At 42.0% G+C, this 21339-nt stretch carries 18 protein-coding genes; 14 read left to right on the forward strand and 4 right to left on the reverse strand.

Annotated features, from left to right (window positions below; translation table 11 throughout):
* Positions 1-160 precede the first annotated feature (160 nt).
* The 4 genes from purL (at position 161) to NH153_RS09145 (ending at position 7175) form a co-directional block, all read left to right on the forward strand.
* On the forward strand, positions 161-4045 hold the full coding sequence (gene purL / locus NH153_RS09130) for a phosphoribosylformylglycinamidine synthase (RefSeq protein WP_063703050.1): 3885 nt from the start codon (positions 161-163) through the stop codon (positions 4043-4045).
* 141 nt (positions 4046-4186) lie between these two features.
* Entirely contained in the window at positions 4187-6655 is a 2469-nt protein-coding gene (locus NH153_RS09135) for an intermembrane phospholipid transport YdbH family protein (RefSeq protein ID WP_167350238.1), read from the forward strand.
* Positions 6648-6830, forward strand: a complete 183-nt coding sequence (locus tag NH153_RS09140) for a YnbE family lipoprotein (protein ID WP_054551055.1) — start codon at positions 6648-6650, stop codon at positions 6828-6830. The genes NH153_RS09135 and NH153_RS09140 overlap by 8 nt, the downstream gene beginning before the upstream one ends.
* Before the next feature lie 9 nt (positions 6831-6839).
* Positions 6840-7175, forward strand: a complete 336-nt coding sequence (locus tag NH153_RS09145; RefSeq protein WP_054551056.1) for a YdbL family probable chaperone protein — start codon at positions 6840-6842, stop codon at positions 7173-7175.
* 75 nt (positions 7176-7250) lie between these two features.
* On the opposite strand, the gene NH153_RS09150 is transcribed toward NH153_RS09145, so the two are convergent.
* Together NH153_RS09150 and waaA are read right to left on the reverse strand one after the other, a co-directional pair.
* Positions 7251-7793 carry a DUF1415 domain-containing protein gene (locus NH153_RS09150; protein WP_063703529.1) on the reverse strand — a complete coding sequence of 181 codons (543 nt, stop codon included), beginning with the start codon at positions 7791-7793 and terminating at the stop codon, positions 7251-7253.
* A 50-nt stretch (positions 7794-7843) separates the two neighbouring features.
* Entirely contained in the window at positions 7844-9103 is a 1260-nt protein-coding gene (waaA, locus tag NH153_RS09155) for a lipid IV(A) 3-deoxy-D-manno-octulosonic acid transferase (RefSeq protein ID WP_063703056.1), read from the reverse strand.
* A 188-nt stretch (positions 9104-9291) separates the two neighbouring features.
* Here waaA and NH153_RS09160 point away from each other — a divergent pair, with 188 nt between their 5' ends.
* Positions 9292-9882 (forward strand): D-sedoheptulose-7-phosphate isomerase, encoded by a 591-nt coding sequence (locus NH153_RS09160; RefSeq protein WP_063703058.1) that lies wholly within the window; start codon positions 9292-9294, stop codon positions 9880-9882.
* The gene (hldE, locus tag NH153_RS09165) at positions 9882-11321 is read left to right on the forward strand and encodes a bifunctional D-glycero-beta-D-manno-heptose-7-phosphate kinase/D-glycero-beta-D-manno-heptose 1-phosphate adenylyltransferase HldE (RefSeq protein ID WP_063703060.1); all 1440 of its coding nucleotides are present in this window, start codon (positions 9882-9884) and stop codon (positions 11319-11321) included. The genes NH153_RS09160 and hldE overlap by 1 nt, the downstream gene beginning before the upstream one ends.
* A 33-nt stretch (positions 11322-11354) precedes the next feature.
* On the opposite strand, the gene NH153_RS09170 is transcribed toward hldE, so the two are convergent.
* Complete coding sequence (locus NH153_RS09170; RefSeq protein ID WP_063703062.1) at positions 11355-12929, reverse strand: capsule assembly Wzi family protein; 1575 nt, start codon at positions 12927-12929, stop codon at positions 11355-11357.
* Between the two features lie 212 nt (positions 12930-13141).
* Between NH153_RS09170 and NH153_RS09175 the strand changes: the two genes are divergently transcribed.
* Positions 13142-14155 carry a glycosyltransferase family 1 protein gene (locus tag NH153_RS09175; protein ID WP_240494364.1) on the forward strand — a complete coding sequence of 338 codons (1014 nt, stop codon included), beginning with the start codon at positions 13142-13144 and terminating at the stop codon, positions 14153-14155.
* Entirely contained in the window at positions 14152-15243 is a 1092-nt protein-coding gene (locus NH153_RS09180; protein ID WP_063703066.1) for a glycosyltransferase, read from the forward strand. The genes NH153_RS09175 and NH153_RS09180 overlap by 4 nt, the downstream gene beginning before the upstream one ends.
* On the opposite strand, the gene NH153_RS09185 is transcribed toward NH153_RS09180, so the two are convergent.
* Positions 15244-15963, reverse strand: coding sequence for a 3-deoxy-D-manno-octulosonic acid kinase (locus tag NH153_RS09185; RefSeq protein ID WP_063703068.1), 720 nt, complete (start codon positions 15961-15963; stop codon positions 15244-15246).
* A gap of 124 nt (positions 15964-16087) precedes the next feature.
* Between NH153_RS09185 and NH153_RS09190 the strand changes: the two genes are divergently transcribed.
* The 6 genes from NH153_RS09190 (at position 16088) to glpG (ending at position 21308) form a co-directional block, all read left to right on the forward strand.
* Positions 16088-17146 (forward strand): glycosyltransferase family 9 protein, encoded by a 1059-nt coding sequence (locus NH153_RS09190; RefSeq protein ID WP_063703070.1) that lies wholly within the window; start codon positions 16088-16090, stop codon positions 17144-17146.
* Positions 17146-17697 (forward strand): D-glycero-beta-D-manno-heptose 1,7-bisphosphate 7-phosphatase, encoded by a 552-nt coding sequence (gene gmhB / locus NH153_RS09195; RefSeq protein ID WP_063703072.1) that lies wholly within the window; start codon positions 17146-17148, stop codon positions 17695-17697. Before NH153_RS09190 ends, gmhB begins: the two co-directional genes overlap by 1 nt.
* 149 nt (positions 17698-17846) lie before the next feature.
* Complete coding sequence (locus NH153_RS09200) at positions 17847-19043, forward strand: glycine C-acetyltransferase (protein ID WP_063703074.1); 1197 nt, start codon at positions 17847-17849, stop codon at positions 19041-19043.
* Between the two features lie 55 nt (positions 19044-19098).
* Complete coding sequence (tdh, locus tag NH153_RS09205) at positions 19099-20124, forward strand: L-threonine 3-dehydrogenase (protein WP_063703076.1); 1026 nt, start codon at positions 19099-19101, stop codon at positions 20122-20124.
* 54 nt (positions 20125-20178) lie between these two features.
* Positions 20179-20496, forward strand: a complete 318-nt coding sequence (glpE, locus tag NH153_RS09210; RefSeq protein ID WP_063703079.1) for a thiosulfate sulfurtransferase GlpE — start codon at positions 20179-20181, stop codon at positions 20494-20496.
* Positions 20493-21308 carry a rhomboid family intramembrane serine protease GlpG gene (gene glpG / locus NH153_RS09215; protein ID WP_063703081.1) on the forward strand — a complete coding sequence of 272 codons (816 nt, stop codon included), beginning with the start codon at positions 20493-20495 and terminating at the stop codon, positions 21306-21308. Before glpE ends, glpG begins: the two co-directional genes overlap by 4 nt.
* The last annotated feature ends 31 nt before the right edge of the window (positions 21309-21339 follow it).

The following is a 21339-nucleotide window of genomic DNA, read 5'->3' on the forward strand; positions in this document are numbered from 1 at the left end:
AGAAATAAAGAGTACTAAGTTGGTTAATTGTTGCGACCATAATAGCGGTTATGAAGATTATTTAAATAAAAGCGTAATTTTGAGTTAAATCTAGACGTTATTTGCACTATAATATGCGCCTAAAATATCGTTCAATCCCTAACCCCGGATGAAAATACCTATGTTGATCCTTCGTGGTGCACCAGCACTTTCCGATTTTAGAGTTCAGAAAATTTTAGCGCGTTGCCAACAGGCACAACTTCCAGTCACTGACGTTTACGCTGAGTTCATGCATTTTGCTGATCTTACAGCTGAGCTTTCAGCTGATGAGCAAACAAAGCTTGAAAAGCTGCTTACTTATGGTCCAACGATTGCTGAGCACACCCCTGCTGGCACGTTAATTCTTGTAACGCCGCGTCCTGGTACTATCTCGCCTTGGGCATCAAAAGCAACTGATATCGCACATAACTGTGGCTTAAGCCAAGTTCACCGTGTTGAGCGTGGTATTGCATACTACGTTGAAGGTAATCTATCAGCTGAGCAAACAGCTGAAGTTGCAGCGTTATTACATGACCGTATGACTGAAGCAACGCACGCGGATATGGCTGATGCAGCTAAATTATTCCGTCACGACGAACCACGTCCAATGTCATCAGTTGACATTTTAGGTGGTGGCCGTGAAGCGCTTGCAAAAGCAAACGTTGAGCAAGGTTTTGCCCTTGCTGAAGACGAAATTGATTACTTGGTAGAAAACTTCCAAAAGTTAGGGCGTAACCCGAACGACATCGAATTATTCATGTTTGCACAAGCAAACTCTGAGCATTGTCGTCACAAAATCTTTAACGCTGATTGGACAATTGATGGCATCGAACAGCCAAAATCATTGTTCAAAATGATCAAAAATACCTATGAGCAACACCCTGAAAACGTGTTATCTGCATATAAAGATAACGCTGCGGTAATGAAGGGTTCAGTAGCGGGTCGTTTCTTCCCGAATAGTGAAGGCGAGTACGCATACCATCAAGAGAACATCGAAATCTTGATGAAAGTTGAAACGCACAACCACCCAACAGCGATTGCGCCATTCTCAGGTGCATCAACAGGTTCTGGTGGTGAAATTCGTGATGAAGGTGCTACAGGCCGTGGTTCTAAGCCTAAAGCTGGTTTAGTTGGTTTCACTGTATCTAACCTACGAATTCCTGGTTACGAGCAACCATGGGAAACCGATTTTGGTAAGCCAGGTCGTATCGTTAATGCACTGGATATCATGACTGAAGGTCCATTAGGTGGCGCGGCATTCAATAACGAATTTGGTCGTCCTAACTTACTTGGTTACTTCCGTACATACGAAGAAAAAGTATCAAGCCATAATGGTGAAGAAGTACGTGGTTACCACAAGCCAATCATGCTTGCAGGTGGTTTAGGTAACATTCGTTCTGAGCATGTTCAAAAAGGTGAAATCCCTGTAGGTGCAAAACTTATCGCACTAGGTGGTCCAGCAATGAACATCGGTCTTGGTGGTGGTGCTGCATCTAGTATGACATCAGGCCAATCAAACGAAGAGTTAGACTTTGCATCGGTACAACGTGAAAACCCAGAAATGGAACGTCGTTGTCAGGAAGTTATCGACAAATGTTGGCAGCTAGGTGATGCAAACCCAATCGCTTTCATCCACGATGTGGGTGCAGGTGGTCTTTCAAACGCATTCCCTGAGCTTGTAGACGACGGTGGTCGTGGTGGTAAATTCCAACTTCGTGATATTCCAAACGATGAGCCGGGTATGGCACCACACGAAATTTGGTGTAACGAATCTCAAGAGCGTTACGTATTAGCGGTTGCTGCTGAAGACTTCGCGCGCTTTGAAGCAATCTGTAAACGTGAACGTGCACAATATGCGGTTATTGGTGAAGCGACAGAAGAGCGTCACTTAACGGTTGAAGATAGCCACTTCGGTAACAACCCTGTTGATCTTCCGCTTGATGTTTTACTTGGTAAAGCACCAAAAATGCACCGTGAAGTGGAATCTAAAAAAGCGCAATCACAGCCATTAGACGTTGCTAACATTGATGCGGCAGATGCTGCACAGCGTTTATTACGCTTACCAACGATTGCTGAAAAAACATTCTTAATCACCATTGGTGACCGTACGGTAACGGGTTTAGTTGCGCGTGACCAAATGGTCGGTCCTTGGCAGGTGCCAGTAGCAAACTGTGCGGTAACAGCCGCTGCGTTTGATACTTACCACGGTGAAGCAATGTCACTAGGTGAACGTACACCAGCTGCACTTTTAAACTACGGTGCTTCTGCTCGTTTAGCTGTGGCTGAGTCACTAACGAACATCGCGTGTGCGAACATCGGTGGCCTTGAAAATATCAAGCTATCTGCAAACTGGATGGCCGCAGCTGGTCACCCTGGCGAAGATGCAGGTCTTTACGAAGCTGTTAAAGCGGTGGGTGAAGAGCTTTGTCCGGCGCTTGGTTTAACTATCCCTGTCGGTAAAGACTCAATGTCGATGAAAACTCAATGGGATGAAAACGGTGAGCAAAAATCAGTTACTGCACCATTATCACTGATCATTACTGCTTTTGGTCGTGTTGAAGATGTGCGTAAAACAGTGACACCAGAACTTCGTACTGATAAAGGTGAGTCATCACTACTATTAGTTGATTTAGGTGCGGGTCAAAACCGTATGGGTGCATCAAGCCTTGCACAGGTTTATAAGCAACTAGGTGATGTGACACCTGATGTTGATAACCCAGCACTATTAAAAGGTTTCTATGAAGCAATGCAAGCGCTTGTTGCTGATAACAAGTTACTTGCTTACCATGACCGTTCTGATGGTGGTTTATTCACGACTATCGCTGAAATGGCATTTGCTGGTCACACGGGTGTAACTGTTGACCTTGCTGGCTTAACAGGTTCAGACATCGAAGCGCTTTATAATGAAGAGCTAGGTGCAGTTATCCAAGTGGCAAACGCTGACTTAGACGCAGTGAAAGCAGTTCTTGCAGATCACGGCTTAGCAGCTATCAGCCATGAAATTGGTGCACTAAACGCTGATGACCGCGTGCTATTCACTCGTGGTGATGATGTGGTTCTTAACCATACGCGTACTGAGCTTCGTACGATTTGGGCAGAAACAACTTATCAAATGCAGGCACGTCGTGATAACCCTGAGTGTGCTAAGCAAGAGTTTGACGCTAAATTTGACGCAAAAGACCCAGGTCTTAACGTAAAACTAAGCTTTGACTTAAACGAAGATGTTGCAGCGCCTTACATTGCAACTGGTGCGAAGCCGAAAATGGCGATTCTACGTGAGCAAGGCGTTAACTCTCACTTAGAAATGGCTGCGGCATTTAACCGTGCAGGCTTTGCAGCGGTTGACGTGCACATGAGCGACATTCTTGAAGGTCGTTTAACACTTGAGCAATTTAAAGGCTTAGTGGCATGTGGTGGTTTCTCTTACGGTGACGTATTAGGTGCAGGTGAAGGCTGGGCTAAGTCAATCTTATTTAATGAGATGGCGCGTGAGCAGTTCCAAAGCTTCTTCCACCGCGAAGATACATTCAGCTTAGGTGTGTGTAATGGCTGTCAAATGCTTTCAACATTGAAAGAATTGATCCCAGGCACTGAGCATTGGCCACGTTTCGTAACGAATAAGTCAGAGCGTTTTGAAGCTCGCTTTAGCCTTGTAGAAGTGCAAGAAAACCCATCGGTATTCTTTAATGGTATGGCTGGTTCACGTATGCCTATCGCTGTTTCACATGGTGAAGGTCATGCTGAGTTCGCAAACGCTGATGCAGTTAAAGCAGCGCTTGAGTCAGGTACTGTGGCAGTGAAGTTTGTTGATAACTACGGTAACCCAACAACGCAATACCCAGCTAACCCGAATGGCTCACCAGAAGGTATCACAGGTATTACTTCTACTGACGGTCGTGCAACGGTGATGATGCCGCACCCAGAGCGTGTATTCCGTACGGTTGCTAACTCATGGCACCCAGATGAGTGGCGCGAAGATAGCCCATGGATGCGTATGTTCCGCAACGCTCGTAAAAACGTTGGCTAGAACTTAGTTATGTACCTAGCTATACAAGCTAGGTTCATACAAACCGTTTAAACTAAAAAGGCTGCACTATCATGTGTGGCCTTTTTGTTTATAATGACGCTAGTTGCTAGTAAGTGTAAGTTCAAAGGCAAGGAGAGTTTTTTGAGTTTTAAGCGAGCGTGTATTGGGTTGCTAGGGATCGTGCTAAGCATGGCACTGCTGGCGTATCTGTTCAGACTGCCACTGACATCGTGGTACTTAACGCCTATGCTCAGTAAAAATGGCGTTGCGCTTCACTGTGTTGATTGGTCATTAACTCGCAAGCTTGATTTGAATATCGAGAAATTATGCTTAACCTACCAAGGACAGCAAATTGAGTTAGCTGGCATTATTGCGAATAAGCAACAGGTTAGTGTTTCTCGCGCTAACCTCATCGTTAGTGACCTTATAAATAAACAACAACCAGACGCTTCACAGACTGAATTTAAAAAGCTTGCCTTGGTATTACCCGAGCAAAGACCGCTAATAAACATTGAGCAGCTTGATGTAGTCTCACCGTTTACCGACACCCCTGTTAGGTTGGCGATACAAGAAAAACGCCTAAACCATTTTACGATTTCGCGGGATCTTAATGCAGACGTTGCAATATCTAATTATGAAGTCAAAGCCAACATCACGTTTGATGAGCAAGTGGCAGAGCGATTCGTAACATTGCCAACAAGCAGCCATTTTACCACTCAATCACAGATTACGTTTGATGGAATTACAGTTGCAATTGAAAGCTCAATCAATGCAAGTTATCAGCATGCTCTAGCGCAATGCGACTTAGGTTTTGCTAGTGAAGGGCAATTGAGTGCTAAGTATCAATTAAATCAACAGCATTTATACGCGGATTTATCAGCTTTACAAAATCAACTTAGTGCAAACCGAGACTGCTTAAACACCATCGCAGACCAGCAGCATCAATCATTTGTTGAAGCGCAGTTACCGCTTACTTGGCAGTTACACATTGAAAAACCAGTTAGTGTAGAAGGTAAGTTGCTATCAATCCCAACTGTAAAGCTGCAAGCTATAGAAGGGCAAAGTGAGGTGACAGTCAGTAATACGACCCTTTCTTTACAGGATCCGCTGGCATCACTTAATAGCCAAGTTAGCATTGATTTTAATAGTAAAGATATTGATGAGCTTAAGCTAAACGCACATTTGCATGAAGAGAACGTCAGCGCTGATTTTCAACTGTCGTTGGATTCACTCCCTGCATTTTTAGATTTTCAGGCTGATGGCGCTCTGGTTAAGGGGATTGGGGCTAAAGGAAAGCTAAATATCGATGACTTATTTACTAGCCCTACAGCTAAACTGAATACTAATATCAGTGTTAAAAATGCCCTAATATCGGGTGCACAGATAGCTGATTTTAGCAGCGTAATTGACGCTGAGCATAATGCCCAGCGGCACCTAGTTGTTAACGCTAATAGCAAAGTTAAATCATTAACTTATGATGATATGAATGCAGCAAAAATCAGCAATGAGCTTACTCTTAGTACAGATCTCAGTGTGGGGGAGTTATTTGTTGATATTGATGCCAAAACCACGGCCGCTAAATTATCAACAGCAGAGCTCACCTTAAATAAGTTGTCAGTCGTTTCAAAGGCTCTTCAAAGCCGCGCCTTGCAGGCAACGCATCATGTATTTGCAGATGGTTTTGAAGCACTTGTTAGTCATCATATGTCTGAGGTTGCGCACCCATTTGAATTGGTGATACCAGAGCAGGCAGTATCCAAGCTAAACCCGATAATTGCTCAGTTTGAGCCGCTTGCTACCGTCACTGATGGGGTTGTTTCAGGCATTATAAAAGGGGATGTAAATCTTCAACAAGCACAAGGGCGCGTGCAAATAAGTAAATTCAGTGCGCTTTATAATGATTACCTAGCGAATGATTTTGCAGTGAATTTGAACGGCACGTTTAATTCAGGGCAGCTTAATATTGCAGCGACTAAATTTACACTCAATGAACTGCGCGCAGGTGCCGTGGTCAAAAATATACAAGGTCAGTTGCAGGTAACGGCTAATCAGCCTTGCGCAGCTAATCTAACTGGTCAGGTTATGGGCGGGGCATTTGTGGTGAATAAGTACTGCCCACTCAGTGATAACCAAACAGCGACTGTTAAATTTGAAAATATTGATGCCAGCAAATTGGTCACCCTTGATGCTGAATCAGGGATTAGCTTAAGTGGGCGCTTAGCAGGCACCTTACCCGTAGTAATAAGTAAACAGGGCATTGAGGTAAAGCAAGGGCAGTTAGTTAATCAGGGTGATGGTAAATTACTGATCACCAATAATGCGGGTTTTGACGCTGTAAAAGCGCAGCAACAGGAACTGAGTACCACGCTGAGTTTACTCGAGAATTTAGATATTAAAAAACTACGTAGCAGTGTTAACCTCAAACCGGATGGATGGTTGCATTTAGGTGTTAATTTAGAGGGTTATAATGAAGCCCAGCAGCAAGCAGTGAACTTTAATTATAATCATGAAGAGAATGTATTTACTTTACTTAGAGCGCTGCGTTTAAGTGATGAAATTACTCAAAGAGTTGAGAAAGAGTATGCAAAAAAAGGAAGCAATGATGGCTAAGTGGTTAGTAATGCTGACGGCAGTAGGCATGCTGAGTGCCTGTACGCACCGTGTTGAGGTGGCAGCAAAAGAGCCGATTACAATCAACTTAAATGTAAAAGTTGACCATGAGATCCGCGTAAAAGTGGATAAAGAACTTGATACCTTATTCAGTGATGACAGCGAATTATTCTAAGGAGCACACATGCGTAAATTACAACTTAAAAAACTAAATGTGATCACCTTGATCAGTGCTGTTTGTTTATCTTTCTCTGCTTGGGCTATCAGCCTTGATGATGCAAAAAGCCAAGGCTTAGTAGGTGAAGACAGCTCAGGCTATTTAGGTTTAGTGGTTAATAACAGCGAAGCAAAAGCGGTCGTTGATGAAATTAATGCAAAGCGTAAAGAGCAATATTTAAAACTTGCGAAAAAGAACAATCTTTCGTTAGCGCAAGTTGAAGCCCTTGCAGCTGCTAAAACTATCGAAAAAACGAAGCCGGGTCACTACATTGAAGTGAACGGTGAGTGGGTAAAAAAATAACTCACTAAATTTAATCGCTATAAAAAACAAAAAGCCAGCATTGCTGGCTTTTTATCTTTATAACGCCGGTAGGTGTTAGCGCTTATCGATGCAGTTTTGCAGCAGCTGCTGCCAAAAGTCGATGCCTTTGCGTCTTGCAAGTTTAATATTGTGCTCTGGGATCGATTCAGGTTCATCGTAGTTATCTAACGCTTCGCTCATACTGGCTTCGCGGATCAGATGCAGTGTTGGGTAAGGTGCACGATTCGTATAGTTTGCAGCATCGCTGTCATCGCTATCAGCAAATACATAGTCAGGATGAAAGTTGGCTATTTGATACTTACCTTCATAGCCTTGTGCAGCTAAAAGCGCATTGGCTAAATCGACTAAATCTAAGAACTCTTCAAAATCCTTAAAGCCTTGCTCAAACATTAACAAAGTAGTTTCGCGCTCAGCTTGTTGGTCTAACGCGCTACATTGCTCAAGCATATCCATTACTGCATCATCAAGCGTAATAGACTGACTGATTTGATAATGAATGCAATTGCTTTCTACTTCTTTACGGGCAAACGGGCAGAAATTGTATTTTACGATTACGCTTGATACCCATTCGCGCATTTGTATTTCTGGGCGATTCATCGCTTGCTTTGAAGTCACATTATTTCTCTATTCTATTTTACTTTTCTATCTTACTTTTCTAAGTAATGCTCAATTAAATTAACCGTTTTACTGATGGCGCCTTGATTGTTAGTAACGCATTTCTGAGCTTGCTGACCGAGCTTAATCGTCTTTTGTACATCAGTACTCAAAGCGATAAGTGTGTCAGCAAGGTGATTTTCATCGGTAACGGTTTTAGCTCCTTGAGCACTAATCAGCTCAGGATAAATATGGTCAAAGTTATAGGTATGAGGACCTGCTAATACGCCAACAGAAAACGCTGCTGACTCTAACGGATTATGGCCGCCTCGCTCGATTAAACTACCACCAACATAGCTGATGTTTGCCACACCATATAAGCATTGTAACTCACCTAACGTGTCAGCTAACACAACTTGTTGGTTGTTATAGTTATCTTCACTGCGACGACTAAAGCTCAAATTTGAGTTTTTTAATATCTCCGCGACTTTATCAAATTGCTCTGGGTGACGTGGAGCAATAATCAAAAGTGCGTGGGGTAACGCTTTTAACAGCTTTTCATGAGCAGTTAAAATAAGCTCATGTTCAACAGGGTGAGTGGAGCCTGCAACCCAGATAAAGCGCTCGTTGTTATACTGTTTTTTTAGTGCTGCAACTTTATTTAATTGCTCTTCTGTAGGTGTGATATCAAATTTAATTGAGCCAAATACGCGTGCCTTTTCAGGCTTTAAACCAAGTTCAATAAAACGTTTGGCATCATTTTGATTATGACTAGCAAGATCGCTAATAGACTGCATTATCTCCTTAGTTAAAGGCATTACCTTTTGGTAGCCTTGCTGTGATTTAGCTGAAAGCCGGGCATTTAGAACAAGTACTTTTGTACCGGTGTTGTTGCTTTGTGCCATAAGGTTTGGCCAAAGCTCAGTTTCTAAAATACACAGTACCTTTGGCTGGATACGTTTTAAAAATCGATTCGTAGCGAAGAAAAAATCAATCGGTAAATAACAGCAGCTAACTGCATCTTTAAAGTTATTTTTTATTTGCTCGCGACCCGTTGGGGTATTACAGGTTACTAAAATAGTAAGTGTTGGATTTTCTGATTGAACGGCCTTAATAAGCGGCGTTGCTGCTAACACTTCCCCTACAGAGGCACAATGGAAAACAACATCGTGATGCGACAAATTCGAAAAGCCAAAGCGCTCAGCAAAATGCTCACGGTAACCCTTATTCTTTTTGCCACGTAAAACATACAGGTAAAAAACAACCAGTGGGCTTAGTAGGTATAAAAGTAAAGAGTATAAAATGCGCGCCATAATTTTTAATATACAGAGTTTTAGGGTAGTTTAACGTTAATCGAGCTGTTGCCAATAGTTAGTCTGCAGATAACTGTAATTATCCAGTCGATATTCATAAAAGTACGATAAACTGAACACAAAGAAATAAATCTGTGGAATAATAACATTATTACTCCTGCCAAAGTTTGTTCCAAAGAGGGATATTCATGCCTGAATTAGATTCTGTAGCAGCAAGCTACTTAGAAAGTTTGAACCGCCATCAAATGTTATTTGAAACGATGGATACTTATCACCCAGAAGTGATGCAATTACTTGAAGCATGTCACAGCGCTTTGCAAGCAGGTGGTAAGGTAATTTGGTTTGGTAATGGCGGTAGTGCGGCTGATGCACAGCATTTAGCTGCTGAGTTTGTCGTGCGTTACAAATTGGAGCGCGGTCCACTAGCTTCAATCGCATTGACAACAGATACCTCAATTTTAACCGCTCACAGTAACGACTATCATTTTGATACTGTATTTGAGCGCCAAGTGCAGGCGTTATGTAAACCTGAAGATTTAGTGATTGGCTTAACCACCTCTGGTACTAGCCCTAACATCAACTTAGCACTGGCAGCTGCAAATGAAATTGGTGCCTTTACAGTGGCATTAACAGGCCGAGATGGCGGTAAAGTAAAAGATATCGCTAAGCTACCTATTATCATTAAAAATGATGAAACAGCGCGTATCCAAGAAGCGCATATGTTCATCGGACATTGGTTATGCGAAGCCATCGATATGGTTGTAGCGGAGCAAAAGTAATGGATTTAGCGTTACTAAAAAACCTTTCAAAGGCACGTATTTTGGTTGTTGGTGATGTCATGCTAGATAGATACTGGCATGGCGATTCAGGACGTATTTCGCCTGAAGCCCCAGTACCTGTTGTCAAAGTCAGTAAATTTGAAGACAAAGCTGGTGGTGCAGCAAACGTAGCAAAAAATATTGCCCGTTTAGATGGTAAAGTAGGCTTATTAGGTTTAGTTGGTGAAGACGAAAGCGGGCAAATCCTCGAAACAATTTTAAGTTCAGAAAAAATTGATTCGCAATTAGTGAGTGTTTGCGATTTACCGACTATTTCAAAAATGCGTGTAATCAGCCGTCATCAGCAAGTTGTTCGTTTAGATCTTGAAGAGAACTTTACTGAGCAACACAGCCAATTGTTATTAAACCGTTTAGAGCTGGTTTTAGATGACTACGATTTTGTGTTGTTTTCTGATTACAACAAAGGCTCTCTGAGTTTAATTCAACAAATGATTCAGGTTGCAAAGAAAGCGGGTAAAACGGTACTTATTGATCCTAAATCATCTGATTTAAGCTTATATCGTGGTGCTGATTATATAACCCCTAACTTAAACGAATTTAAGCTTGCTGGTGGTTTGACAGACTCTGAGCAAAACTTGACTGACAGCGCTCGTAAGCTAATCAGTGAAGCGGGCATCGCTGCGATGCTATTAACGCGCTCAGAGCAGGGGATGTCGTTAATCAGCCAAGCAGAAAAACATGATTTTGCAGCCCAGCAGCTTGAGGTCAGCGATGTTACTGGCGCTGGCGATACCGTAATCGCGACGCTTGCAGTGATGCTTGGTGCGGGAATGGCTGCAAAAGATGCGGTTGAAATTGCTAACCTCGCTGCTGGTATTGCAGTGAGTAAACTGGGTGCCGCAACTGTGTCGCCAGAAGAGTTGAGCCGTAAGCTTGGTCAATACTTGCAGCAAACCGGCGAGCACTACCAAACGCCGTTTGAGGATGTGCTTCAGCATATTGAGTTTGCTAAGCAAAATGGTGAAAAAATAGTTTTCACTAATGGTTGTTTTGATATTCTTCACGCAGGCCATGTACGCTATCTTGCTCAAGCTAAAGCGCGAGGTGACAGACTTGTTGTTGGCTTAAATAATGATGAATCAATCACTCGCTTAAAAGGTCCAGAAAGACCGATTAATCCATTGGATGAACGTGCCATGGTATTAAGTGCACTGGCATCAGTTGACTGGGTTATTCCATTTGGCAGCATTGAAGAAAATGACACGCCAGCTAAGCTTATTGAGCAAATTAGCCCTGATGTACTTGTAAAAGGCGGCGATTACACTGTCGATCAAATTGCCGGTGCCGATCATGTTTTACGCCATGGCGGAAAAGTCGAAGTACTTGAGTTTCTTAATGGTTGCTCAACATCAAATGTAATTAGCAAAATTAAAAGTTAATAAAAAAGCCAACATTTGTTGGCTTTTTTGATTCTAAAAGTTCATTTCATATTTCATAAATGCGGAGGTTTCAGTGTCTGATTCCCCCAATGATTTATTTTTAGCAGCAAGAGCACCGAAAGAGATTCTTCCTTGTAATGCTAACATTCTGTAGCGCAGCTCTAATTGTGTGCTATCAATGGCATTTTTAGTGATTGTATGCCCTAAATCTGGGTTGCTAGGGTAAAGATCTACATTGTCGTTGTTGTAATCAACCTGACGCAGTTTAACTTGCCAATCGTTACCATTTCTATGTTGCCCAAGCACTGTGAGTACCAGGGATTCTGTGTCGTTATCAAATGTAGAACCAATTGTTCTCCCTTGATAGCGATAACCAGAATTGTATTTACCATGCTCGTAATAGCAGTTATAGGAGATCACAGCGCCAGGCACTGATTCATCACCAGAGCATGAAACTACAGTATCAATGTATTCAATGTTTACTTTGATATTTTGCTCTGCAAATGGAACTGTTGTCTCTACACCCGCTAAATACGCTCTGTCTGCGGGCTTAAAGTAGCTACTAGCATCTTCGCCAATCGTACTTACATAAATAGCGTACGGGTATGAATAGAGAGTATCTGACCAGCGTAAATCAATACCTGCCAGTTGGTTGCCTAATTTTGACTTCTCAGCTTCAGTACAGTCTTGCGACCCATCAGGGCAAGTACTTTTACCTGAAACCATATCAAAAAATTCTGAGATAGATTGGGGTTCACCATCCCCGCCCCATTGTGCAGACCAGCTTAGAGCAACCTCAAGTTGCTGAATTGGTCTAAAGTTCACTCGGCTACTCCAAAGTAGCGCATCAGGGACTGCTCGGGTAGATTCAAGCTTAGCCATTTGAGTTGTTAAGCTCCAAGGGCCAATCCAACTCAACCAAGCTGATTCAAAAGCAGTGGCTTTTTCACGACTAATGCTGAAAGCTTGTAAAGGTTTACTATTCGCTGTGAGAATTAGACTGTTGTCAACACCAGGTCCCCAGAATTGTTCAACTGCACCTGCACGAAAGACCCAATTGCCAATTTTATAGGCAAGGTAACTATGGTCAAAAGTAATATCATCACAATCAGTAAGCGCTTGATGATCTTCAGCTATATCTGATTGAACCATGCCCTCTAAGTAGCATTTTCGACCATCAGAACGATAATTAACTGCTAGTTTACCAGCTAAACTTTCACCTAAATAACTATAAGCGACGGTCGCTTCTGATTTTTGTGTGTTGGTAGCGCCAAAACTCGTGGCTGGTAATGTATCTGTTGATAGAAAAACTTCGCTATGGAAATTGTGCTGTTCGGTATTTTCGGCTTTATATCTGTGCTTTACACGAAGTAAAGCATCTTGAACAAAACTAGGTAATTGCTCTAATGTGGTGTCATTTAGTTCATCAATAAAGCTATTCCACATTAGTGGATATGTAGTTACAGGGGCTTTAATTACTCCTGTATCCGCTAATAATTGAATGTCGGCTCGTAAGCCATAATCGTCTGGTTTAACCCAAGGTTCAGCAGCTAGAGGTAGACTAAATGCGCTAGCAAGAGCGAGTAATAAAAGTGTTTTTTTAGGCAATGCTTAATTCTCGGTTTGTTTTTTGGGACTAGAAGTCTATCAACCCTACATGATGATTGCAGTAAATAATTCACAACGAGCAATTCGTCTAGGTATCGTAAAAGGAACTCAATTTGATGTATAATCTGGCAAATTTTATAATTTAAAGTGTAATGGAAAAAAAACGCCTTTTATTTATCCCCGTGTCATCATCTGAAGGAATAGGTGAATACATGCGTTCGTTATCATTTGCTCATTATTTAGATGAGTGTTTTCCCGATCGTTTAGACATCCACTTTTTATTAAATAAACATACAAATTACGCCCTTGATTGCCCGTTTGATACAACACTCATAGAGCAATCAGCGACAAAAGAAACACGTAAAGTTAATCAATTAATTGAAGCATTTAAGCCTAACTTGGTGGTTTTTGATTGTGCAGGTAGAGCCGCCCAAATGAAAACAGCAAAGCGTGCTGGGGCTAAAGTGGTGTTTATTTCACAGCATAATAAAAAAAGAGCGAAAGGCTTAAAGCTAAATCGTTTAAATTTAATCGATAGACATTGGGTTGCCCAACCCGATTATTGTATTGAAAAAATAAGCTTCAGTGAGCGACTAAAGCTTAAGCTTTTTCCTTTGTCACCTCCGGTAAATGTGGGTCCTTTTTTCTCTCAATCATCAAGTACCGAAACGTACCAATTGTTAGCTCAGTTAAATCTTACGAATGAAGCTTACTTTTTAGTCAATGCTGGGTCAGGTGGGCACGGTGAAAAGAACCAGTTATTTGCTGATGTTTTTTATCAAGCAGCCAAGAAAATAGCGACAGAAACAGGGCTTAAAGGTGTTGTTGTTTTTGGTTCAAACTACCCAAATAATCTACCCGAAGATGATAACCTGATCATTTTAAAAAGTTTACATGCAAGTGAATTTGTTGGTGTATTAGCAAATGCTAAATTTGCAGTGTTATCAGCAGGGGACAGTTTATTACAAGCTATTTCACTTAAAGTCCCGACGGTTGCTGCAGCAATTTCAAAAGACCAACCGAAACGTTTGCAAAACTGTGTAGACAGTAACTTAACCTTAGCTGCAGATCCAACGTTAGCCAGTTTGAGTGATGCTGTTAAGCAATTATTGGTACCAGCAACGTATCAAGCAACTAAAAACGTTTTGGCGAAAATAAAGCCTCATAATGCCAAAAAAGAAATGCTGCAAGGGGTGTCTGAGTTATTGTTTGGGGTTTCTAAATGAAGGTTGCCATAGTTATTGATTCTTTGGTTGGCGGTGGGGCTGAGAAAGTGATGCTGACGCTGGCTGGCGAGCTTTTGGCTCAACAACATGAAGTTGTCATGCTTAGTTTAGCGAACTCGATTGAATATACCTTACCATCACAACTAAATGTTGAATGTTTGTTTGACCATAAAGCAAAAAAAGTTGATAGGTTCTGGCAACTAAAAAAAAGCGTAAAACGTATCGAAAATTGGTTTGCACAATACCAATCTAAAAACGGGGAATTTGATCTCGTTTTATCAAATTTAGATCGCAGTAATAATTTGCTAATTTGCAGTACTATTAAACATGTTTTCTATGTCATTCATAACTCAATTACGGCTGAGTTAGATAGACAAAAGAAACTTGGACCATTTGCTTATCAATATTTACTGAAAAGTAAAAAGCGCTTGTCAGGACAAAACTTAATTTGTGTTTCTGAAGGTATTGAAAGTGAAATTAAGCAGCAAAAGTTGATTACTCCCCAAAGTATCACAACAATTTTTAACCCGTTTAATATTCAAAGCATAGTCAAAAAAGCGAGTGAAACTGAGTTAGGATTACCACGTGAGCCCTATATTATTCACGTAGGTCGTTTAGCAAAACAAAAAAGACATGATGTTTTATTTTCAGCATTTGCTAATTTAAATACATCCCATAAGCTTGCTTTATTATGTAATAAAGTTAATAAAGCCGCCAAACTTGGTCGCCAACATGGTATTGAAGATAGGCTTATTTTGCCTGGCTTTCAGCAAAACCCATATGCTTGGATTAAAGGTGCTGATGCTTTGGTACTGAGTTCTGATTATGAAGGATTACCTACTGTTCTCATTGAGGCGCTCATACTGGGTACGCCAGTTGTAAGCACCGATTGTACTCATGGACCAAAAGAAATCTTAACGGGTAATTTAGCCAAGTATTTAGTTCCTACAAATAACCCTGAGGCTTTAACCCAAGCTATTGAATCTGTGTTAAACGATAAGCCAGAGGTTATTGATGCAGAAATACTATCAAAAATATCAGCAACACAAGTTGCTGAAAGTTATTTAGCATTGGCCCAAAATCGATAATTAGTTCAGCAATGCTTGGTAGTCACACACCAGTGACTGCCAATCACTTTGCTGCCAATGCATCACTTCATTACGGCCTTGCTCTTTCGCAAATGAACGGGCAAGGCGCTTAATGTTCTCTGTTTGCCAGCTAGCATGTGGCTGTTTGATTTCACCGCGATCAAAGTCGATGATAAACACCTTACCTGTATCATCGAACAAGATGTTATTGATGTTTAAATCTGCGTGATAGACGCCATGATTGTGAAACTCGCTGAGGGTGACTGCAATCGCTTTGAGTTCAGATTGGTTAAGTGGACGCGTGATTAAAATATCTAACACGCTTTTTGCGCCTGTTACTGCTTCGGTGATGATATCGCCGCGATAGATTAAGCCGTGGGTGGTCACTTTTGCCGCAATGGGTGTCGGCACGTTTAGGCCAAGCTCAAGTAAGCGCATCATCAGTGTAAACTCTTTATAGACACGAGTTTGCTTTAAACCAACATATAGGTACTGATCGCTCAGTAACTTACCTACTAACCCACCGCGCCAATAGTGACGCAGAACGCCTGTAAGCTGTTGATGTTTAAAAAACCATGCTGTTGCGCGGCCTTTTTTTGCGCCAACTATTTTATCTTGTTGTTGCCAATAATTGGCATCGAACCACTGTTGCGTGAGCTCATCTTTGTAAGCTGGGTGACACAAAAGGGTGGTGTTTTGCAGATGCTGAGTTTCAAACATAACAACTTCAAGATTAAATAAAATTAGCGCTATCTTACCGTATTTTTAGCTTTTCGCATAAGTGCTTGCATTAGCATCAAGTTAATTTAAGATCGCATATTATTTGCTGTAGCTAAGGGCGCACGTGACTCAAACAACCTCCTATTCAGATATTTGTATTTTAAGGCTTTCGGCTATTGGTGATGTATGTCATGCCGTATCAGCAGTGCAAGCAATTCAAAAGGCACATCCGAAGGCAAAAATTACCTGGGTGATTGGTAAAGTTGAGGCCATGTTACTGGCCGATTTACCCGGTGTTGAGTTTGTTGTATTCGATAAAAAACAAGGCAAACAGGCTTATCAGCAACTAAAAGACACGTTCAAGGGGCGTAAATTTGATGTGCTCTTACATATGCAAGTCGCACTCAGAGCGAATCTAGCAGCCCGCTGTATTCCGGCAAAGGTCAAAGTGGGGTTTGATTGGGCTCGCTCAAAAGAGTTACATAGCTTGTTTATTAATAAGCGTATTGCCCCGCAATCTGAAGCGCATGTATTAGAAGGCTTTAAAGGCTTTGCTCAAGCAATTGGGTCGCCTGATTACAAACCTCAATGGCAAATGCCAATTACCGAGCAGCACCAACAAGCAGCCGATGCGCTATTAGGTGAAGAACGTTTAGCCGGGCGTATTTTTGTTATCTCGCCTGCGGCAAGTAAAAAAGAGCGTAATTGGTTACCTGAGCGTTATGCTGCACTTGCTGAACATGCTCATCAACAAGGCTTTTCGGTAGTTATAACTGGCGGTCCAACTCCTTTAGAAATTGAACTTGCCGAGCAAATTATCGCGCATAGTTCGACACCTGTGCTTAACTTAGTAGGGAAAACTCAACTAAAAGAACTGTTATGTGTTTTGAAGCGTGCGGCGTTAGTGTTAGCTCCAGATACAGGGCCTGCGCATATGGCTGTAACGGTTGGAACACCTGTTATTGGTTTGTATGCCCACTCAAACCCAAAACGCACAGGGCCTTATTTGTATCAAGAGTATGTTGTTGAGGTGTATCACCAAAACTTACGAGAGCAAACAGGTAAAACGGCGCAAGAGCTGCCATGGGGAACACGTGTTAAAGGGGCTGACCTAATGGCGCAAATCAGTGTTGAAAAGGTGATTTCGATGTTTGACCACGTGGTAGATAAAGAGCAATTGTAATGAGCAAAGTTTTATTTTTAGACCGTGATGGTGTGGTCAATATTGATCATGGCTATGTATACAAACCCGAAGAGTTTGAATTTGTACCCGGTGTATTTGAGGCGTGTAAAGCCTTCACTGATGCCGGTTATAAAATTGTGGTGGTAACTAACCAGTCAGGTATTGGCCGTGGTTATTATTCAGAACAAGATTTTTCCAACCTCACTGAGTGGATGAAGGGCGAATTTTTACGCCATGGCGTTACTATTCTTGATGTCTATTTTTGTCCGCATCATCCAAGCAAAGCAGAACCTGCTTATTTGCAAGAGTGCAACTGTCGCAAGCCTGCCCCGGGTATGCTTTTACAAGCCATTGATGAGCATCAAATCGATCCATCTCAAAGCATTATGGTTGGTGATAAGCTTGGCGACCTTATTGCCGCTGAAAGAGCCAACATCGCGACCCGCGTTTTAGTTCGCTCAGGGCAAAGTTATGCCGAGTCAACAGAACAACACGCCGATGTAGTTTGTGAGTCTTTAGCTGAGTTACCAGCTTTAATTTTACAGTCTTAGCAGGTAAGACCAGTTTTATTTCGCAACCCTTACGGTCTGCGACGAACTGCAAACAGTGCAATTGTTCGGCTAAGCTTTTACAATAGGCGCAAAATTTAAAGTCACGCTAATCATTTCTGGTTAGATACAAGAATATGTGGAGATTACAGATGAGAGCATCTGCGTTTTTTAATCAATTGCAGCAGCAAATTGATGAAGTGAAAGCTGAAGGCTTATACAAAAGCGAGCGTATTATCACGTCACAGCAACAAGCTCAAATTGAAGTTGCCTCTGGTGATAAGGTTATCAACTTTTGTGCTAATAACTACCTTGGCTTAGCAAATAGCCCAGAGTTAATTAAAGCTGCTCAACAAGGCCTTGACGATCACGGTTTTGGTGTTGCCTCTGTACGCTTTATTTGCGGTACTCAAGATATTCATAAAACTTTAGAACAAAAGATCTCTGAGTTCTTAGAAACAGAAGACACTATTCTTTACTCATCATGTTTTGATGCCAACGCAGGTTTATTTGAAACAATCTTAGGCCCAGATGATGCAATCATCTCTGACGCGCTAAACCACGCTTCGATCATTGATGGTGTGCGTCTTTGTAAAGCAAAGCGTTTCCGCTATGCAAATAACGACATGAGCGACCTTGAAAAGCAACTTATTGCTGCTGATGAAGCGGGCGCGAAAACTAAGCTAATCGCTACTGACGGCGTTTTCTCAATGGACGGCGTAATTTGTAATCTTGAAGCGGTTTGTGATCTAGCTGATAAATATGATGCATTAGTGATGGTTGATGACTCTCACGCTGTTGGTTTTGTTGGTGAAAATGGTAAAGGTACGCCAGAGTACTGCGGTGTACTAGACCGTGTTGATATCATCACAGGTACCCTTGGTAAAGCACTTGGTGGCGCATCAGGCGGTTACACATCAGGTAAAAAAGAAATTGTTGAGTGGTTACGTCAGCGCTCTCGTCCTTACCTTTTCTCAAACTCACTTGCACCATCAATTGTTACTGCATCAATTAAAGTACTTGAGATGCTAAGCAATGGCGGCGAGTTACGCGCTAAACTTTGGGATAACGCAAAGTATTTCCGTGAACAAATGGAAGCTGCAGGATTTACCTGTGCAGGTAAAGACCACGCTATTATCCCTGTCATGTTAGGCGATGCTAAAATTGCCTCAGCCATGGCTGACAAATTACTTGCTGAAGGTATTTACGTAACAGGTTTCTCATTCCCTGTAGTACCTAAAGGCCAAGCACGTATCCGTACGCAAATTTCTGCGGCGCATACAAAAGAGCAATTAGATACCGCTATTGCTGCCTTTACCCGTATTGGTAAAGAAATGGGTGTTATCTAATTTTATTCCCTAAACCGAAGCTTTTGCTTCGGTTTTGTTTAATTGAGTGTAAATCATGAAAGCATTATCTAAATTAAAAGCAGAACCAGGGATCTGGATGACTGATGCGCCAAAGCCTGAAGTTGGCCATAACGATCTGCTTATTAAAATCCGCAAAACAGCAATTTGTGGTACAGATGTCCATATTTATAAATGGGATGAGTGGGCACAAAATACAATTCCTACGCCAATGGTTGTTGGCCACGAATATGTAGGTGAAGTGGTTGATATGGGTCAGGAAGTACGTGGTTTCCAAGTGGGTGACCGTGTTTCTGGCGAAGGCCATATTACCTGTGGTCACTGTCGTAACTGTCGCGCTGGTCGTGTGCATTTATGTCGTAATACAACAGGTGTTGGTGTAAACCGTGAAGGTGCATTTGCTGAATACCTTGTGATCCCAGCTTTCAACGCATTTAAAATTCCAGATAACATTCCTGATGAACTAGCATCAATCTTTGACCCATTCGGTAATGCAGTACACACAGCATTGTCGTTTGACTTAGTCGGTGAAGATGTATTAATCACTGGTGCTGGCCCAATTGGTATTATGGCAGCCGCTGTTGCTAAACACGTGGGTGCACGTCATGTGGTTATCACAGACGTGAACGAATACCGCCTAGATTTAGCGCGTAAAATGGGGGCGACTCGTGCCGTCAACGTAGCGAATGAAAAGCTTGAAGATGTTATGAAAGAGCTTGGCATGACAGAAGGCTTTGATATCGGTCTTGAAATGTCAGGTGTGCCGGTTGCATTCAACAGCATGTTAAACAACATGAATCACGGCGGCAAAGTCGCTATGTTGGGTATCCCACCTTCTGATATGGCGGTTGATTGGAACCAAGTTATATTTAAAGGCTTAATCATTAAAGGGATTTACGGCCGTGAAATGTTTGAAACCTGGTACAAGATGGCGAGTCTAATTCAATCAGGCCTTGATCTGAACCCAATTATTACTCACCAGTTCTCTGTGGATGACTTCCAAGCAGGCTTTGATACAATGATTTCAGGCCAATCAGGTAAAGTAATCCTTAACTGGGATTAATACTGAGTTATTTGATAGGGCGGCTTTGGCCGCCTTTTTAGTTTAGAGAGTACTATGTCGTATAAACATATTTCAGTGAGCGAGACGTTTGCGCTGTTAGACAAAGAAGAGGTTGTGATTGCCGATATTCGCGATCCTAACTCATTTCAAACGGGGCATATCCCAGGCGCTGAGCATTTATCAAATGCCAACATCAGCGAATTTATGATGCATAAAGAGTTTGATCAGCCAATCATCATCGTTTGTTATCATGGTGTGAGCTCTCAAGGTGCTGCTAGCTATTTAGTTGAGCAGGGTTTTGAAGACGTGTACAGCATGGATGGTGGCTTTAGTGCTTGGCAGATGCAACTTCCGGAGCATATTGAACGATGATTGAGTTGGGTAGCATAAATAATCCTCGCGCCGCACAAGGCTTTATAGATTTCATCAAAAGTAAGGGCTTACATGGTGAGTTACGCTCTCAAGATGGGCAAACTGTGATTATTTGTGTTGCACCAGAGCACTTTCATCAAGCTCAACCACTTTGGCAGGAGTTTGCTGCTAACCCTCATGACGAAAAATACCAACAAGCTTCATGGCAGGTAGGCAGTACACAATCGCCTTTGTCATATCAGGGCCAGTCCCTTAATTTAAAAGCTCGTTTTAAAGCATTAAGCTGGCTAAACCGTACGGTTACTTTAGTCTCGATAGCTATATTTGTTGCTTTCTTGCTAGGTGGTTTTGAAACTATTTACAGTATGTTGCAGTTTAATCCGGCACAGCCACTAACTTGGTTTACACCTGCCATTGTGCACTTTAGCGCTATTCATCTTATTTTTAATCTGATCTGGTGGATGACACTGGGTAACGATATAGAAAAACGCAGCGGTAAATTAACCTTAGTGGGTTTATTTTTAGTGACGGCATTTATTAGCAATTGGGCACAGTTTTTACTTGTCGGGCCTAACTTTGGTGGTTTAAGCGGCGTTGTGTATGGCTTACTTGGTTTTTGTTGGATCTACAGTGCAATGAGACCTTCAGAGCCGCCATTGGTGAGTAATAGCATCGTTGGTTTTATGCTGGTTTGGCTTATTCTGGGCTTTGTAGATATGTTGCCGGTGAGTATGGCAAACTGGGCACATTTAGCGGGGTTATTGGCTGGTATGGCTTATGCTGTGTCAGACAAGCTGCTTTCACGCAAATAATCGCGTAAATAAAAATGGCGGCTTATGCCGC

Source organism: Pseudoalteromonas gelatinilytica, assembly GCF_001641615.1.
In the GTDB taxonomy this organism is placed as follows: domain Bacteria; phylum Pseudomonadota; class Gammaproteobacteria; order Enterobacterales; family Alteromonadaceae; genus Pseudoalteromonas; species Pseudoalteromonas gelatinilytica.